Annotated in this window: 11 protein-coding genes; 5 read left to right on the top strand and 6 right to left on the bottom strand. The window is 66.8% G+C overall.

The features are described 5' to 3' along the window. Positions 1-341: 341 nt before the first annotated feature. Entirely contained in the window at positions 342-1,772 is a 1,431-nt protein-coding gene (locus tag Ssi02_RS32775; protein WP_204031464.1) for an AAA family ATPase, read from the top strand. Here Ssi02_RS32775 and Ssi02_RS32770 read toward each other — a convergent pair. Beyond that, on the bottom strand, positions 1,752-2,840 hold the full coding sequence (locus tag Ssi02_RS32770; protein WP_204031463.1) for a PucR family transcriptional regulator: 1,089 nt from the start codon (positions 2,838-2,840) through the stop codon (positions 1,752-1,754). The genes Ssi02_RS32775 and Ssi02_RS32770 overlap by 21 nt on opposite strands. Positions 2,841-2,916: 76 nt before the next feature. Between Ssi02_RS32770 and Ssi02_RS32765 the strand changes: the two genes are divergently transcribed. Further along, positions 2,917-3,843: a proline dehydrogenase family protein gene (locus Ssi02_RS32765; RefSeq protein ID WP_204031462.1), complete on the top strand. Its 927-nt coding sequence runs from the start codon at positions 2,917-2,919 to the stop codon at positions 3,841-3,843. 23 nt (positions 3,844-3,866) lie between these two features. After that, positions 3,867-5,492 carry an L-glutamate gamma-semialdehyde dehydrogenase gene (pruA, locus tag Ssi02_RS32760; RefSeq protein WP_204031461.1) on the top strand — a complete coding sequence of 542 codons (1,626 nt, stop codon included), beginning with the start codon at positions 3,867-3,869 and terminating at the stop codon, positions 5,490-5,492. Positions 5,493-5,640: 148 nt separating this feature from the next. On the opposite strand, the gene Ssi02_RS32755 is transcribed toward pruA, so the two are convergent. From Ssi02_RS32755 to Ssi02_RS32740, 4 genes are read right to left on the bottom strand one after another with little or no spacing between them, the layout of a single operon-like run. Further along, complete coding sequence (locus tag Ssi02_RS32755; RefSeq protein WP_204031460.1) at positions 5,641-6,408, bottom strand: SDR family NAD(P)-dependent oxidoreductase; 768 nt, start codon at positions 6,406-6,408, stop codon at positions 5,641-5,643. Next, positions 6,405-7,220: an aldose 1-epimerase gene (locus tag Ssi02_RS32750; protein WP_204031459.1), complete on the bottom strand. Its 816-nt coding sequence runs from the start codon at positions 7,218-7,220 to the stop codon at positions 6,405-6,407. Before Ssi02_RS32750 ends, Ssi02_RS32755 begins: the two co-directional genes overlap by 4 nt. Next, on the bottom strand, positions 7,217-9,040 hold the full coding sequence (locus Ssi02_RS32745) for an ABC transporter permease (protein ID WP_204031458.1): 1,824 nt from the start codon (positions 9,038-9,040) through the stop codon (positions 7,217-7,219). The genes Ssi02_RS32750 and Ssi02_RS32745 overlap by 4 nt, the downstream gene beginning before the upstream one ends. Positions 9,041-9,051: 11 nt before the next feature. Beyond that, a complete protein-coding gene (locus Ssi02_RS32740) occupies positions 9,052-10,452 on the bottom strand; it encodes an extracellular solute-binding protein (RefSeq protein ID WP_204031457.1) in 1,401 nt (466 codons plus the stop codon). A 227-nt stretch (positions 10,453-10,679) separates the two neighbouring features. Between Ssi02_RS32740 and Ssi02_RS32735 the strand changes: the two genes are divergently transcribed. Both Ssi02_RS32735 and Ssi02_RS32730 read left to right on the top strand, forming a co-directional pair. Beyond that, positions 10,680-11,906: an ROK family transcriptional regulator gene (locus Ssi02_RS32735; RefSeq protein WP_204031456.1), complete on the top strand. Its 1,227-nt coding sequence runs from the start codon at positions 10,680-10,682 to the stop codon at positions 11,904-11,906. A gap of 156 nt (positions 11,907-12,062) precedes the next feature. Beyond that, positions 12,063-13,289: an ROK family protein gene (locus tag Ssi02_RS32730; protein ID WP_204031455.1), complete on the top strand. Its 1,227-nt coding sequence runs from the start codon at positions 12,063-12,065 to the stop codon at positions 13,287-13,289. Between the two features lie 78 nt (positions 13,290-13,367). On the opposite strand, the gene Ssi02_RS32725 is transcribed toward Ssi02_RS32730, so the two are convergent. Then, entirely contained in the window at positions 13,368-14,627 is a 1,260-nt protein-coding gene (locus tag Ssi02_RS32725; RefSeq protein ID WP_204031454.1) for a GTPase family protein, read from the bottom strand. Between the last annotated feature and the right edge of the window lie 390 nt (positions 14,628-15,017).

Genomic DNA, 15,017 nt, shown 5'->3' with positions numbered 1-15,017 from the left:
TTGAGCCTCGACACTTGGTCACCGCCGCGCCTGTGGGGGCACAAGCTGAACGCGACGTCCTGCCAGGGACCGTCCTCAGTATGCGGGAAACAGCCCCCTGACATGGGCGGAACTCGACGGCTCCCCCGGTGAGATTGCCGAAGAGGCCCTGGAGAGCTTTCATCACACTCCTGGACATACGTTGAACAACACGTGAATTGTCCGTTTTGGCGGCCAGGAGGGAAATGAATGCGCATTTCAGCCGAGCGTCTGGAAGAGTGAAGATCTCCGTCAGCCGACGCGAAAGCGACCACATGGAACTCCATGACGCACAAGCTCTAGGCCGATCACTCAGGGCCCTCATGGAAGAGGCGAGACACGTCCTCAAGTCGGACCGGGACGCCTCCCCGCTCCTCGTGAAGATCAGGGAGCATATCGGCGCCTCCCCCCGGGAGCTGGTCTGCGTCACCGAGACCTTCCCCGTCTGGGAGCACGCCTCGCTCCAGCGGGGTGCGGAGGCCTATCTCGCGAGCCGCGAGACCGCCGCCGAGTGGTTCGGTCTGTCCGGTCCCGGCCGGGAGCACACCGACATCGTCACGATGCTCACCCTGACCGAGACGAGCTGGGACACCTTCGACCTCGGCCCGGTCGACTACGGCACAGCCGCCGTGGGCCCGGAGGAGACGATGGAGGTCGTGCGGCTCGGCCTCGTGTGCACGTGGGCGCCCGGCGGGCTGCCCGTTGTCCTGGGTCTGCGCGGGGCGCAGGAGCACGGCGGCGACGACTGCCGCATCGACGTGCTGGCGACCTCGCGTGAGGCGGCCACGGCGGTGCGCGACGAGGTGACGCGCCTGATGCGTGAGCTTGACGTGTGCCGCGGGCAGGTGTTGATGTTCGGCATCAGCGAGCACCGGGGCAACGAGCTTGTGACCTTCCTCCCCCGCCCCGAGGTGACGGCGGATCAGGTGATTCTGCCCGACGGGGTGCTCTCCTCGATCGACCGGCATGTGGCGGCCATCGGGGAGGAGGCGGTACGGCTGCGCGCCCACGGCCAGCACCTGAAGCGCGGCCTGCTCCTGCACGGCCCGCCGGGAACGGGCAAGACGCACACGGTGCGCTACCTCATGGGCCGTATGACCGACTGCACGGTGATCGTGATGACGGGTGTGGCGCTGAGGTTCATCTCGCACGCGGCGACGCTGGCGCGGCGGCTCCAGCCGGCGATCGTCGTGGTGGAGGACGTCGATCTGGTGGCCAGGGACAGGTCATACGATCCCGAGGGCAATCCTTTGCTGTTCACGCTGCTGGACGCCATGGACGGGGTGGGGGCCGACGCCGACGTCACGTTCGTCCTGACGACGAACCGCGCCGAGGTGCTCGAATCGGCGCTCGCGCACAGGCCCGGCCGGGTGGACTTCGCCGTCGAGGTGCCGAAGCCGGACGCCGACGGCAGGCTGGCTTTGCTCAAGCTTTATGCCGGCGAGCTCACCGTTCCCGACGATCTCGACGGGCTGGTGGCGGACACCGAAGGCATGACCGCGTCGTTCTTCAAGGAGCTCCTGCGCCGCGCCGTACTCGCCGCGCTGCGTGAGCGGGAGTGGGTGTCCGAGCTCGACGGGGAGCTGCTCAAGACCGTGCTCGACGAGATGCTGGACGAGCGTCAGGCGCTCACCCGCACCCTGCTCGGCGGCGGCGAGCGCCTTCCGGAGGAGAGCCTTGGCGATCACGATTTCGAGCTGGACGGCATGCCGCACCACGGGACGGCATTCGGATCACATGTGACCTTTGAGTAGCCGCGCCGCCTTCAACCCCAGCTGTGCGGCGAGCCGGTCGTCGCCCTGGTGCAGGTCGAGCCCGGTGAGGCGGCTCGCCTTGCCCAGCCGGTAATAGAGGGTCTGCCGGTGCACCCCGAGCTCGGCCGCGGTGGCCTTCACGTCGCCTGCGTGATCGAGATAGCACTCGACCGTGCGCACAAGCTCCTCGTCGCCGAGCAGCGCCTTGGTCGCGACGGCGAGTTCGCGCAGGTCGGGGCTGCCGAGCCGGGCGAGGTGGCGGTGCGGGCCGAGGTCGGCCCAGTGCGCCGTCGGGGCGAAGCGCGGGATGTGCTCGGCGATCCGCAGGGCGTGGAGTGCCTCGCGCCAGCTCAGCCAGGCGTCGGCGAGGTCGATCCGGACTCCGCCGATTCCGGCGGCTGTGCCGTACATGCCCTGGACGCGGGCGGCGACGTCGGCGGCCTGGTGGGCGGGCGCGAGGAGGGCGACCGGTGATCCGGTCCGGGCCAGCACGGTGCGGGGCAGGGTCCAGAGCGGGACGACACGCCCGGGGGCCTCGCGTACGGCTATCGCCGCCACGGGGCCTTGGAGGTCGAGGCGTTCCAGGGCTCCGGCGCGTTCGCCGGCGTCGGAGGCGAACAGGGCGCGAAGATCACGGCCGAGGTCCTGGCGGCCCCGGGCGTCCTGCGCGAGAACGGAGGCGGCGCGGGCGACCAAGGGGGTGACGCGGGCGAGCCGCTCGTCGGTGAGCGGGCCTGAGTCGAGCAGCCACAGATAGCCGTAGGTCACCTCGCCGTGCCGCAGAGGCACGCAGACCCGGGCGAGCACCCCGAGATCGGTGTCGGCGGGGATGCGGACGGGGGTGGCGGCGGCGGCGATGCCGAACCGCTCGAAGTAGTCGCGCACCTCGTCGGTGGCACGGCGGCGCAGGATGGAATCCTGGCGCACCCTGTCGATGTCGCCGCTCTGCGCGCCGTATGCGATCAACTGAAAGGAACGGTCCTCCAGCGTCGCTGAAGCGCCGAGAACACCCGCTATCTCGTCGATCGTCTCTTGGAGCTCCTCCTGCACCACTCCATTGTTGTGCATTTGTATGAACACTTGTGCCACCGGCCGTGGCGGATGTCGATGGATCTGCTGTGAACTGCGGTTTTAGGCTGAATACATGCTCGGTTCCCTGCTTCTGGCCGGTTCGCGCAGTGCTCTGGTACGGCGCGCCGTCTCCGGTTTCCCGGTCACTCGTAAAGTCGTCGACCGCTTCGTGGCCGGGGAGGCGACCGCGGACGTGGTCGCGGCCACCCAGCGGCTGATCGACGCCGGGCTCACCGTCACCATCGACCACCTCGGTGAGGAAACACGTGACGCCGCGGCGGCAGCGGGGACGGCCAAGGCCTATGTGACCTTGCTGGAGGCGCTCCAGCCGTACGGCATGGCCGACCGGGCCGAGGTGTCGGTGAAGTTGTCCGCGGTCGGGCAGGCGCTGGGCGCCGAAGGCGACCGCATCGCGCTTGAGCACGCCCGCACCATCTGCGAGGCCGCCAAAGCAGCGGGAACCACCGTCACCCTGGACATGGAGGACCACACCACGGTCGACTCCACCCTGGGCATTCTCCGCGATCTGCGGGCGGATTTCCCCTCCACCGGCGTCGCCCTCCAGTCCTACCTGTTCCGCAGCGAAGCGGACTGCCGCGATCTCGCCTACGAGGGGTCGCGGGTGCGGCTGGTCAAGGGCGCCTACCGCGAGCCCGCCTCGGTCGCGCACCAGAAGAAGGCCGACGTCGACCGGGCCTATGTGCGGACACTCCGGATCCTCATGGGGGGCCGGGGTTACCCGATGATCGCCACGCACGACGACCGGCTGATCGAGATCACCGAGACCCTCGCCGATCGGTACGGCAGGAGCCGGGGCGGCTACGAGTACCAAATGCTGTACGGCATCCGCACGGACAAGCAGGAGGCACTCGCCCGGGCCGGGCACACGATGCGGGTATACGTGCCGTACGGGGACGACTGGTACGGCTACTTCATGCGCCGGCTCGCCGAACGCCCGGCCAACATCGCCTTCTTCCTGCGCTCGTTCACGTCTCGCTAAGAATCGTCAAGAAGAGGTCTCCCATGGATGCCATCAGCAACGTACCGGTCCCGGCCAACGAGCCGGTGTACGGCTACGCACCCGGCAGCCCAGAGCGCACCGCCCTGGAGAATCGCGTCAAAGAACTCGCCGGCAACCAGCTTGACCTCACCATGACCATCGGCGGGGAACGCCGCATGGGCGGCGGCACGCTGATCGACGTCGTCCAGCCGCACAACCACGCCGCGGTGCTGGGGCGTACGGCCGACGCCACGGGGGCCGACGTCCGTGCGGCGATCGACGCCGCGCTGCGGGCCGCGCCGGCGTGGCGGGGGTTGTCGTTCGACGAGCGGGCGGCGATCTTCCTGCGGGCGGCCGACCTGCTGGCCGGGCCGTGGCGGGCGACGCTCAACGCGGCGACGGTGCTCGGCCAGTCGAAGTCGGCGCAGCAGGCGGAGATCGACTCGGCGTGTGAGCTGATCGACTTCCTGCGGTTCAACGTGGCCTACGCGCGGCAACTCCTGCAGGAGCAGCCGGTGTCGTCGCCGGGCGTGTGGAACCGGATGGAGTATCGGCCGCTTGAGGGATTCGTCCTCGCGATCACGCCGTTCAACTTCACCGCCATCGCAGGAAATTTGCCGACTTCTGCGGCTCTGATGGGCAATGTCGTGGTGTGGAAGCCCTCCCCCACGCAGCAGTTCGCCGCCCATTTCACCATGCGCCTCCTGGAGGAGGCCGGGCTCCCGCCGGGCGTCATCAACATGGTCACCGGCAACGGCGCCGGTGTCTCCGAGGCCGCCCTCACCCACCCGGACCTCGCCGGAATCCACTTCACCGGCTCCACCCCGACATTCCAGCACCTGTGGCGCACCGTCGGCGAGAACATCGCCGGCTACCGCTCCTACCCGCGCCTCGTCGGCGAGACCGGCGGCAAGGACTTCATCCTCGCCCATCCCTCCGCCGACCCTGCGGTCCTCGCGACCGCCATGATCAGGGGCGCCTTCGAGTATCAGGGCCAGAAGTGCTCGGCCGCCTCACGCGCCTACGTCCCGCGGTCGATCTGGGCCTCCATCCGGGACGAGTTCGTAGACACCGCGCGTTCCCTCAGCATCGGCGATCTCGCCTCCGACCTGTCACTCTTCATGGGCGCCGTCATCGACGAGCGGGCCTTCGCCAAGCACAAGGCCGCGCTTGAGCGGGCTCATGCCGTACCCTCCATCGAGGTGCTCACCGGGTCGGCCGATGACACGACCGGATATTTCGTGAAGCCCACCGTGCTGGAGTGCGCCGACCCGACCGACGAGATCTTCGTCAAGGAATACTTCGGCCCCATCCTGGCCGTGCACGTCTACGACGACGCCTCGTTCGACTCCGTGCTCGACCAGATGGAGGGCGTCTCGCCCTACGCCCTCACCGGTTCGATCATCGCCCAGGACCGCTACGCCATCGCCTCGGCCGCAGAGCGCCTGCGCTTCGCCGCCGGCAACTTCTACGTCAACGACAAGCCCACCGGCGCCGTCGTCGGCCAGCAGCCCTTCGGCGGCGCACGCGCCTCGGGCACCAACGACAAGGCCGGGTCGATCTTCAACCTCATCCGCTGGGTCAACGCCCGCACGATCAAGGAGACGTTCGTGCCGCCGGTGAACCACACCTACCCGCATCAGGGGTAGCCATCAGCACGCCCGTGTCCCTGTCGGGCGAGACGGGGACACGGGCGTTTCCAAGCGGAGAGTACGGCGAAGCCGGATCTCCTAGGGTTTGATCCCCTTGAGGTCGCGGCGCACTGCCGGAACCGCGCCGGCCGGACGGCATCCGCCCCTAAAAGAGCGTGAACCCGCCGTCGATTACCACCACAGAGCCCGTCATGAAGCTGGATGCCTGGCCGGCCAGGAAGACGACCGCCGGGCCGAGTTCCTCAGGCAGGCCGTACCGCTTCATCGCGGCGGGCTCGACGCACCATTCGCGATATTCCGGCTGGTCCACGGGGGACGCCTCGGTGAGGATGTAACCGGGGGCGAGCGCGTTGACCCGGATCCCGTGCGGTGCCCACTCGGCAGCCAAAGCCTTGGTCAACTGGTGCACCGCCGCCTTGGAGGCCAGATAGGCGGGCTGCCACCGGGGCCGGTTGACGATCATGGCCGACATCGAGCCGATGTTGACGATGCTCCCCCCGCCCCGTGCGGCCATCTGCGCACCGACCGCCTTGCTGCAGTGCCAGACCCCGTCCAGGTTGGTGGCCAGCACCTCGCGCCAGAGCTCGACGGGGGTGTCCAGAGCCTCCCGGCCGATACTGATGCCGGCATTGTTGACCAATACATCGATCGGGCCCAGTCCCTCACTGACCAGCTCCACCATCCGGTCGGCCTGAGCCGGATCGGTCACCTCGAGTTCGATCGGCAGCGCCGTGATCCCGGAGGCTTGAAGCTCATCGGCAGCTTTCTCGGCGGCCTCCAAGGTGCGGGCGGTCACCGCGACCGCCGCACCCGCCTCGCCCAGGGCCTGGGCCAGGGCCCGGCCGATGCCGCGGCTGGCCCCAGTGACCACGGCGACCTTGCCCTGCAACGAAAATGAGTCCAAGACGGTCATGCTGTCTTCCTGTCGGTCGGGTTTCGCGAGGCCCAGTGCAGCGTCATCGAGAATTGCAATGGCGCTCCGGGCTCGACAATTTGGTAATGGTGGGTGTTCAGGCCGTTGACCGGTCCGGACAATGGTTCGATGCAGACCGCGTCGGCTTTGGTTTCGCAGACGATCCAATGGCTGGCCGCGCTGGCGACGGTCAGTTCCAGATCCGGCCAGACAATGACCGGCGAGCTCGCGACGGCGGTGAAGGAGTCGTCCCATGGCCGCGGGCCGGTGGAGGCGGACAGATGCTGCGGGATGCCGTCCTCATCGCAGACATAACGCAGGCCGGGGTCAAAGCGGTAGGTGAACTCCGGCCCCCCGTCGATCCTGCGTGCGAACCACGGGTGGAAACCGACGATCGCCGGCATGGCGCGGCGTTCGTTGGCCACCGTGGCACGCACCGTCAGCGTGTCCGGTCCCAGCTCGAATTCCTGCCGTACGGCGCCGCCGAACGGCCATCGTTCGTCCAGTTCGATGCCGATGGCCCCGGGGCCGTCCACGGTCCAGGGCCGGTCGAAGACGAGACCGTGCAGGGCGTGCGGGGCGAGGTTCGCCGGCACCGTCCACTCCCGGCCGGCGAAGGTGAACCGGGCCCCTTCCATCCGGCCGACGAACGGCGCCATCAGGAAGCTGCCGTACATGATCTGGCTCAGGCCGGGTGCGCCCGCGCCGCCGCTGCCCAGCAGCTCCGCGTCGCCGGCTCGCAGGGACGTCAGGCGACCGCCGTCGGCGGGGTCCACCCGGATGGCCGCGTTCCCGGCGGTCAACTCAATCATTTGACGCTTCCTGCGGTCAGGCCGCCTACCAGATGCCGCTCGATGGCGATGAACAGCATCACGACGGGTACCGTCGCGATCAGTGAGGCGACGAAGAGGTATTGGTAATTGGTCTGGTTAAGGCCGACCAGCTGCTGGATGCCGACCGGCAGGGTGACCCGGTCGTTGGTCGGGTCGTTGAAGACGGTCAGCGAAATGACGAACTCGTTCCACACCTGAATGAACGTGAAGACCAGCGCGGTCACCAGACCCGGGCGCACCACCGGCAGCATGATGCGCAGCATCCGGCGCACCGGCCCGAGCCCTTCCAGCATGGCCGCCTCCTCGATCGCGCGATCGACGCCGGCGAACTGGCCGTTCATGATCCAGGTGACGAAGGCGAGGTTGAACGCCGCGTTGACCACGACGATGGCCCAGTATTGGTTGACTCCGTCGACGTAGACGACCTCCTGGAAGAGGCCGACGACCAAGGCGACGGGGGCGAGGACCTGCGTGATCAGCACGAGGTTCATGAAGGTCGTCCGGCCGGTGAACCGGTTGCGAGCGGTGTAATACGCGGCGGGCACCGCGATCAGGAGGACCAGCGCGGTCGAGGCCACCGCGATGATCAGGCTGTTGCGGAGCAGCATGGTGAGCGGCAGCACCTCCCATACGTCGACCCAGTTGCTCCACTCCCAGTTCTGCGGCAGGTAGGTGGCCGGCACCGCGTAAAGCTCGGTGCCGTCCTTGAACGAGGACAGGAACATCACCGCGTACGGCGCCAGGAAGAACGCCGCGACGAGCAGGCCGGCCAGTGGCAGCACCACCGGACGCAGCCGGGGCCACACCCTTCGACGCACCCGGTCGGATGCCACTACCGAAACAGGACCTGCCACACTCTTCCGGCCCCATCGTTCGCTCAGCCTGTCGGTCAGCACAGCCCAGGTACGGCCCAGCCACGACTGCCGCTCACGGTCGCCGTTGACGGCACGCAGGTAGAGCATGATCACGACGATGAGTATCAGCACGTTGAGCACCGACAGCGCGGCTCCTTCGCCGGTGTTCAGCTGCTCTTGGAACGCGATCTTGTATGCCCAGGTGATGGTGGTGTCTGAGAAGTTCCCGGGGTTGCTCCCGGTGATGACCCAGATAACCGGGAACGAGTTGAAAACGTAGATGGTGACCAAGATGGTGGCGATCACCAGCGCCGGACGAAGCAGCGGCAAGGTGATGTACCGGTACGCCTTCCAAGGGCCGGCGCCGTCCATCTTCCCGGCCTCATACATTTGCGGATCGATCGCTTGCAACCCAGCCAAGAGCACATACGTGGTGAACGGGATGGTCACCACGATGCCCACCCCGATCACCGACCAGAAGGCATACCGGGGGTCCTGATACCAGCCGATCGGAGCGCTGATCACGCCGAGGTCCATCAGGAACCGGTTGATGATTCCGTTGCCGCCCTCGAGCATGTACCGCCACACGGTCGAGGTCATCACCAACGACGCGGCCCACGGCACGATCAGCGCCCAGCGCACCAGGCGCCGCCCGAAGAACCGCTTGTTCAGGAACTGCGCCAGGGCGAGCGCGACAACGATGGACACACCGACCACGAGCAGCAGCCACACCACCGTGTTGCTCAGAACGTTCGCCAGCGCCGGTTCGGCGAACAACCGGTGATAGTTGTCTAATCCGGCGAAACCATGACTGACTCCGGTCTCATCGGTGAGCTGCAGCGACGTCCAGACCATTTGCACCGCAGGCAGTGTGATCACCGCGATGATGAGCAGCATGCTCGGCGAGATCCAGGCCAGCGACCGCCATGCGTGGTGCCGCATCATTGGTGCCACGCTCAGCCGCCGTTCCCCTGCGTCGCCGCGGACTGGATCTTGTCCAGAACCGACTTGGGATCCACACCCGGAGTCATCGCGGTGCCGAGCTGCGCCTCAAGGGTGCCCTGTGCCTTCGGGAAGTTGGGGTCGGTGGACGGGTAGAACTTCGCGATCGGCAGCAGATCGAGATACGGCGCGAAGTCGGGGTCGCTCTTCAGAGCGGCGGACGCCGACTGTGTGGTCGGCAGGAAGCCCTGACTGGTCAGGAACCGCACGTAGTTGTCGGTCTGGTAGAAGAAGTTCAAGAACTTCGACACGGCTTCGGTGTTGCCCGGCTTCTTGAACGACACCAGGTAGTCCTGCACTCCCAAGGTGAACGGCTTGGTGCCGTTGTTCAAGGGGATGGGGGCGGTGCCGTAGTTGACGTTGGATTTCCACTGCTTGAACAGGCTGGGGGCGAAGCTGGCGCCCATGATCATGCCTGTCTGGCCGTTGGCGAACGGGCGGAAGACGCCGTCGGTGCGGTTGGTCTGCCCCGGGTTCGGCTGCGTCACCTTGTAGACGTTGGAGAGGCAGTTGAGGAAGTTCAGAGTCTGAACGTTCCGCTCACTGTTGATGCCCCACTGGTCGCCCGACTTCCACTCGCCGCCGTTGGACCACATCCACAGGGACCACTCGCCCTGGTTCTCCTCGCCGCCCAGAGGCAGGCCGTACCCGGTGTATCCCGCGTCCTTGATCTTCTTAGCGGCGGCGACCAGCTCTGCCCAGGTGGCGGGCGGCTTTTCGATCCCCACCTTGGCGAAAATGTCCTTGTTGTAGAACAGCGCGCGGGTGCTGGCGATCAAGGGAAGCCCGTACTGGGTGCCCTGGTAGAAGCTGTTCTCCTTGAACGACGGGATGAAGTCGCTCCCGACCGACGGGGCGACCATGGAGTCGACCGGCTGGAGCAGTCCGTTCGCGGCCCACCCGGAGAACTTGTTCTGGTTGAGAACATCCGGATACTGCTTGGTCTGGATCATCGTGCTGACCTGCTGGTCGATGTTGTTCCAGTCGATGATCCGGACATTGACCTTGTATCCGGGGTTGGCCTTCTCGAACTTGCCGGCGAGGTCCTTCCAGTACGCCTCGGTGGTCCCGGTGTAGGCTCCGCCGACGAAACTGATGGTCTTGCTACTCGCTGTGGCCTTGGACAGCCCGGTCTCGAGCGATGCCTGCTGGATGCGCGGACTCTGACTGCTTCCGCTCGGCCCCTTCAGCGACGTGCTGGCGCCGGCCGCCGTCCCGCTCGTGATTTTGTCGCAGCTCGCCTGGTCAAGGGTGGTCCCCGAGGCGGTGGTGCCACCCGCCGCACAACCCGAGGCCGCTAGCACCGCACAGGCGCTCATGAGCGAGAACAGCTGAGTCCTACGCCTTACTTTCATGTCACACCGTTTTTCTTGCTTGAAGATCTTCCTCGCGGGGGTGGGTCAGAGTCGCGAGGTTAGTTAAGGGTAACTACATACCTGCCTCTGTCAATAGATTCCGGCTGACGACATTGAGCCACTTGGATGTAAATCGCACCAGGTAGATCGTTTAAGTTGCAGATCCCCGGCATTCGTGTTCGGATTGGTATGTTAAAAGACTGTACATACCTAGCGAGGAAGGTAGCGTGGTGCGGCCACCCAGCAAGACCCCCCAGCCCGGGCAGCCGGTCGGGCGGCAACCAACCGCCCTGATGACCGCGGTCAAAGCGGGGCGCGTCAACCAGGGCCGGGTGTTGCAGGCGCTACACGACTTCGGGCCACTGTCCCGGGCCGATCTGGCCAGATTGGCGGGGGTCAGCCGGGCCACCATCGGATCGATCGTGCAGCCTCTCCTTGAGGGAGGACTGCTCGCGGAGGGCGAACCACAACGCGGCGCCACTCCCGGCGGCAAGCCGGCCCGGCCACTGTGGTTCGCTCCGGACAGTCCGCCGCTGGCCGCCGTGCACCTGCTGCCCGGCTGGGTGCAGGCCGCGCTGGTGAGCGCGGACGGCAAGATACTGGCCACCGCCAGAGGGAGCTTCCGGGGCACCGACCCGGCCGCTACAGTGGTCGACTGCGTGGTCGACCGGCTCAACGCGGTCCTGGCGGGGAGCTCGGCCCGGCCACTCGGCGTAGGCATCGCGGTCGGCGGAATCGTCGAATCGACCAGCGGGACCATCCTCGCCTGCAACCTGATGCCGGAGCTTTCCGGCCTTCCCCTCGGACCACTGGTCTCCGAGCGGGTCCACCTGCCGGTCCATCTCGACCTGCATCCCCGGGCCCAGGCCATAGGCGACCGCTGGTCCGGCCCCGGCCGAGGCGAGCAGTCCTTCGCGTCGATCTACATCGGCGAGGCGATCGGCGCGGGCCTTTTCCTCAACGGCGCCATCCACTGCGGGCCGGCCGGAGCCGGCGGCGAGATCGGGCACACCATCGTCGACATCCACGGACGAACCTGCCGATGTGGCCAGCGCGGCTGCTGGGAGACCATCGCCACACACGACTGGCTGCGCGAAGAGGCCACCCGGTTACGCCTGCCGACCGCGCACGCGATGACCACGGCACTGCTGGCCGGCCTGTCGGCCGCCGGCAACACCGACGCCAAGGAACTGTTCGAGCGATACGCCCGCAATCTCGCCCTCGGTGTGGTGAACCTGCAGCAGATCCTCGCCCCAGGCCTGTTCATTCTGCACGGCGACGTCATCGCGGGCGGTGAGGCGCTGCGCGGCCGCGTTGAGCGGCAGGCACGCCGATATCTTCCGACGCGATCCACGGCCGAACCACAGATCACCTTCGGTGCCGCCCATGACCACGCCACCCTGCTCGGCGCAGCCCGTCTGGTGTTGTCCCATTCCTTCCCGCTCATCGGCTGAGCCGGCCCCCCAAGGAGAATGACTTGTCAGCACTTGCAGGTCACTACGGTCGCCGGCGCGACTCGTATATTGGAGCAGGGGAAAGATCCCGCGCGACCATGCCCACCCTGGGCGCGCTGCATCAAGCGTTCCGTCCAGATCGGGAGGTACTCTAGCGTGCAATCGGAGCGCCCACGCCCGGCGGCGACGGCCCCGCCGCCCCGGCCGCACTCGCCGCTGATCTCCCCCAACACGGTCAGCCAGGTCAATCGCGCCCGAGTGCTGCAAGCGCTCTACGACGTCGGCCCGCTGTCCCGCGCCGACCTGGCCCGGCTCACCGAGGTCAGCCGGGCGACGATCGGCGCCATCGTGCAGCCGATGATCGACAGCGAGATGCTGGCCGAGGGCGATCCCCAGCCAAGCAGCGCGGCCGGCGGCAAGCCGTCACGCCCGCTGTGGTTCTCCCCCAACAGCCCACCCATCGCCGCCGTTCACCTGCTGCCCGGACACGTCGAGACCGCGCTCGTCAGCGCGGGTGGCACGATACTCACCACGGCAAGACGCGAATACCCCGCGGACACCCGCGACACCGATCTGGTCGTCGACGCGGTCACCGATGCGTTGAACGAACTGTTCGTCCCGAACCAACCCGCCGCCCTCGGCGTGGGCATCGCGGTCGGCGGCATGGTCAACACCGATACCGGCACCATCGTGCAGGTCAACCTGGCTCCCTGCCTGTCCGGCCTGCCGATCGGCCCGCTCATCGCCGAGCGCACCCGCCTGCCCGTCTACGTCGACCTGCACCCGCGTGTCCAAGCACTCGGTGACCGCTGGTTCGGGCAGGGACGTGGACTGTCCACCTTCGCCTCGCTCTACGCCGGAGAGGCGCTCGGCGTAGGGCTGGTGCTGGGCGGTTCGGTGCACCGCGGGCCGGGCGGCGCGGGCGGCGAAATCGGGCACAGCATCGTGCAGATCGACGGCCTCCCCTGCCACTGCGGCCAGCGCGGCTGCTGGGAGACCATCGCCACACACCGCTGGCTGCGCGATGAGGCGGCCCGGCTCAATCTGCCTTCGGCATCCACCTTGACGGTCGGACCGCTGGCCCGCCTCGCCGCCAAGGGCCACCCCGGGGCGGCACAGTTGTTCGACCAATATGTCGACAACCTCGCCGTCGGCATCACGAACATCCAGCAGCTCCTCGCCCCCGGGCTGTTCATCCTGCACGGCGACGTGGTCGCCGGTGGTGAGGCGCTGCGCGGCAAAATCGAGCGGCAAGCACGTCAGCGCACGGCTGCCCATCCGGGCAGCCCGCTGCAGATCGCGTTCTCCGCCCTGCACGACGACTCCACCCTCCTCGGCGCCGCAGGACTTGTGCTCTCCCATTCCCTCCAGCTCACCCCATGAGGCGTGCGCCCGTGTCCCTGTCAGGTGAGACGGGGACACAGGCCTCTCCAAGCGGAGCGTACGGCGAAGCCGGATCGTCTAAGGTTTGATCCCCTTGAGCTTGGCCTTGAGATCGCGGCGCACCTCGTCCATCGGCCGCTTGTTGACGAAGTAGAGGACGGCGGCCCCGCCGACCGCCCCCGTGCCCGCCGCCGCGACCGCGCCCGAGATCGCGTTCCCGGCGCCGGGCAGGAGTTTCACCAGCGCCCGAGCGGCCTCGCGCAGCGCGAATCCGGCGCCCAGGTTGGCGCCGATGCTGACGAAGAAATCCCGGGCGACCGCACGTGATATCTCACGCCCGGATATATAGGCGACCATCATCACCATCATGACCTGGAGCCCGGTGATGATGGGCAGGTCGGCCGCGGGAATGGGCTGAGTGCCCACCGCCCCGCATATCCCTGTGAAGAGAAGAACAATCCGCCGGGCGAACTTTAACTGGACCTGCCGAAACTGGGCCAGCCGGACGAACTCCAGATGGGCGGCGTCCGGGATCACATCCTGAATGACGAGTGCGAGCTTCTCGATGTTCCAGCGATAGTCGCGGGCGGGATTGGGCTTGCCGTCCAGAAAGTAGAGGCTCGCCGAGATCGGCACCACATCGGGCGTAAGGTGATCCTTAAGATAAGCATGGTTCTGCAGATGCTGTCTCAGCAGATCGACCGCCTGCCGGACGTTCGCCGCCTTTTCCTGGTCTCCATCCTCCAGCGAACGATCACGTGGTTCGAGCTCATCACATTGCGTGACGACTGGGATGATCTTCACGCTTGCCGTGGAGTGGACCGCTCTCTGCTCCTTCACCACTTCCCTGTGCACCTGCTCCAGCGCCTGGAGATCTCCCGCGATCGCCGCGTCCACCTCCTTGGCCTTGACCAGGAAGAGGATCACATCCGGGCACCGCTCGCGGACGGCGGCCAGCAGCGAACCCATGGCGCTGCTCTCGGAGTCGTCCTCTACGGGTTTCGATCCCTCCTGGACGCCCCGGGTGTCGAGTATCTCGACCTTCCGGCCGCCGAACTCGAAGGTCTCCCACTGCGGAGCCCCCGTCTGGGCCTGCACCGCGCCGACCTTTCGCAGTGGAGCACTGCAGATGGCGTTGATGAGCGTCGACTTGCCGGCTCCCCGCCGGCCGAACATCATGATTCGCGGGTCTCGCCGGTCCTTGATAAGGCTCAGGAGTCGCCCGACATCCTTGTGTGCGGCTCGTTTAATGATCTCGGGTAAGCCGTCGATGGACCCGATCAGCTTTCCGAGGACCTGATCTATTCCTTGCAGGTCGTCATGCGGTTCACTCGGCAACGCCGCCACCTCTGCGAAGAACTACGGGAATCCTTCCTATCACGAAATCCACGAAACATCGCCTTACCATCCGATAAAGAAGGCCAGCTAAAATCCGTCACATCAGCCAAAAGGCACAGGCCCCCCAAAAGTCCACTTGAATGGAACTATTTCCTCAGGACAGGTCAACTGCGGCAGGGATGGGGGCACCGCAGACCGAAGACGGACTCACCGCCGACCGCCTGGGAGGCTCGACGCACAGACCTAAGTTCCATGATCATGTTCAGCTGCGCGGTATCCGGTCGGCCTGCGATCATTGCCCTAGGTCGCACGGGTGCAGACCGCTTTATGCGAGGTGATCATGAGTAATGACGATTCGGCGTTCTCATCGGACGAGGCGGAGAAAGACCT

Origin of the sequence: Sinosporangium siamense (assembly GCF_016863435.1) — a bacterium.
Taxonomy (GTDB): domain Bacteria; phylum Actinomycetota; class Actinomycetes; order Streptosporangiales; family Streptosporangiaceae; genus Sinosporangium; species Sinosporangium siamense.
The sequence above is the reverse complement of the archived record's forward strand: the minus strand, read 5'-3'. Positions and strand labels throughout refer to the sequence as shown.

Bases quoted from the DNA above. Each gene is read 5' to 3' on its own strand.
- Ssi02_RS32750 (WP_204031459.1), bottom strand. From the start codon at position 7,220: ATGATTGAGTTGACCGCCGGGAACGCGGCCATCCGGGTGGACCCCGCC.
- Ssi02_RS32745 (WP_204031458.1), bottom strand. From the start codon at position 9,040: ATGATGCGGCACCACGCATGGCGGTCGCTGGCCTGGATCTCGCCGAGC.
- Ssi02_RS32740 (WP_204031457.1), bottom strand. From the start codon at position 10,452: ATGAAAGTAAGGCGTAGGACTCAGCTGTTCTCGCTCATGAGCGCCTGT.
- Ssi02_RS32765 (WP_204031462.1), top strand. From the start codon at position 2,917: ATGCTCGGTTCCCTGCTTCTGGCCGGTTCGCGCAGTGCTCTGGTACGG.
- Ssi02_RS32755 (WP_204031460.1), bottom strand. From the start codon at position 6,408: ATGACCGTCTTGGACTCATTTTCGTTGCAGGGCAAGGTCGCCGTGGTC.
- Ssi02_RS32770 (WP_204031463.1), bottom strand. From the start codon at position 2,840: ATGCACAACAATGGAGTGGTGCAGGAGGAGCTCCAAGAGACGATCGAC.
- Ssi02_RS32775 (WP_204031464.1), top strand. From the start codon at position 342: ATGGAAGAGGCGAGACACGTCCTCAAGTCGGACCGGGACGCCTCCCCG.
- pruA (WP_204031461.1), top strand. From the start codon at position 3,867: ATGGATGCCATCAGCAACGTACCGGTCCCGGCCAACGAGCCGGTGTAC.